The sequence below is a fragment of the Microbispora rosea genome (assembly GCF_900156315.1).
GTDB lineage: Bacteria > Actinomycetota > Actinomycetes > Streptosporangiales > Streptosporangiaceae > Microbispora > Microbispora rosea.
This window is the reverse complement of the sequence record NZ_FTNI01000043.1, coordinates 14,609-16,434: the sequence shown is the minus strand read 5'-3', so window position 1 is coordinate 16,434 and position 1,826 is coordinate 14,609. Positions and strand designations below refer to the sequence as shown.

General features: G+C 68.0%; 2 protein-coding genes. Both read right to left on the bottom strand.

What is annotated here, in order from left to right:
* Positions 1 to 1,534 (bottom strand): ThuA domain-containing protein (locus tag BXA11_RS38045; RefSeq protein WP_083744877.1); only part of this gene is annotated, 1,534 nt, incomplete at its 3' end.
* 115 nt (positions 1,535 to 1,649) lie between these two features.
* On the bottom strand, positions 1,650 to 1,826 hold the full coding sequence (locus BXA11_RS38040; RefSeq protein WP_280175327.1) for a ricin-type beta-trefoil lectin domain protein: 177 nt from the start codon (positions 1,824 to 1,826) through the stop codon (positions 1,650 to 1,652).

Below are 1,826 nucleotides of genomic sequence, written 5' to 3'. Positions count from 1 at the left end.
GGTTGGCCTGTCCGTTGCAGTCCCAGATCTGCGCCGCGGCGCCGTTGGTCTGGGAGGCGCCGTTGACGTCCAGGCACCGCCCCGACGCCACACCCCTCAGCGCGCTCGTGCCCGCCGAAGCCGACGGAGAAGGCGACGGGGAGGGAGAGGGGGACGGGGACGGGGAGGGCGATGCGCCGGCCAGTTCCTTGATGCGGATGTTGCGATACGCCACCTCGTTGCCGGCGCCGTGGTTCTGGATGCCGATGTAGCCCTGCTGGAGCGAGCGGGCCGGGTCGGCGTTGGTGAAGTCGTTGATCTTGGTGCCGTTCAGGAACACCTGCAGCCGCTCACCCTCCACCAGCAGCTCATAGGTGTTCCACTGACCCGGCGGGTTCAGCGCCGCGTCGCGTGCGGCGATGTCCGCCGACTTGACCCCGTAGATCGCCCCTGTCGTCTTGTCCGAGGTGTCGGTCGCGTCGATCTGCACCTCATATCCGGTGTTGAGCGCCGTGTTCGGGTCGCTGGTGGGCGGGAACCCGACGATCACCCCCGAATTGGAGTCACCGGTCATTCTCCAGTCGAGCTTGAGCGAGTAGGAGTGGAACTCCTTGGCGCCGTAGTACAGCATCCCCATGCCGCCCTGGGAGGTCAGCGTGGCGTCGCTGTTGGTGAACGACCCCGGCCCGACCTGCGACCAGCCCGTCGTCGACCCGTTGTACAGCGCCGTGTACCCGGTCTCCGGGCGGCAGTCGGCGTTGACGGCCTTGGCTGCGTACCGGATCCCGCCCAGCAGCAGCGTGCGGAAGTTCGTGTCGGAGTACGACTCCTGGGTGTGTCCCAAGCCGGTGTAGAACGACCGGCCGGAGGACTGGGGGTGGCACCAGGTGATCGGGTGGTCGCCCATGTTGCCGCCGCTGTAGCTGCTCTCGTTCAGGCTCTGCAGCACGTGCACGTTGGCGCGTGGGTTGGTGCGGTAGTTGTACCACTCGTCGGTGCGCGTCCAGGTCTGGCCGAGATGGGCCGCGGCCGCGTGCGCCCGGTCCTCGTTCCGTACGGTGGCCTGCTGGATGGCCGGGTGGTTGTTGAACCAGGCCCCCATCAGCTGCCCGTAGTAGGGCCAGTCGTACTCGGTGTCGGAGGCCGAATGGACCCCCACGTAACCGCCTCCGCCGTCGATGTACGACTGGAAGGCGGTCTGCTGGGAGGCGTTCAGAACGTCGCCGGTGGTGCTGAGGAACACCACGGCCTTGTACTGCGCGAGGTTGCCCGAGGTGAACGCGTTCGCGTCCTCCGTGGCGTCTACGGCGAAATCGTTGGCGGCGCCCAGTTCGCGGATGGCCTGGATGCCGGCGGGAATGGAGTCGTGCCGGAAGGCGGCCGTCTTGGAGAACACCAGCACCTTGAAGGCGGCGGCGTGGGCGGGGATGGCGGGGATCGCCGTGGCGGCAGCGGTGAGCGCCACCGCGGTCACCGCCAGGCGTCGCAGCACGGATGTCTTCCGGTCGCTCCCCGCGGTGCGCCCGAGCGCGGCGGGGGTCAGATGTCGCAGCATGGGTGTCCTTCCGTCGCCGCCCGGCGCGGCCGCTTTCGACGAAGAAAGCGGGATCGCGCCGGGCGGTCGCATCAATGGGTGATCGGCATGAGGCCGGGTGGTGTGCCGGGTGGCCTCAGACGCGGTTCCACTTCTGGTTGTTCTGGCCGTTGCAGGTCCAGATCAGCGCCTTGGTGCCGTTGGCGGTGCCGTTGCTGGAGACGTCCAGGCACTTGTTGGCCCCGACGGCGGTGATGGAGCCGTCGGAGTTGAGGCGCCACTTCTGGTTGTTCTGGCCGTTGCAGTCCCAGAT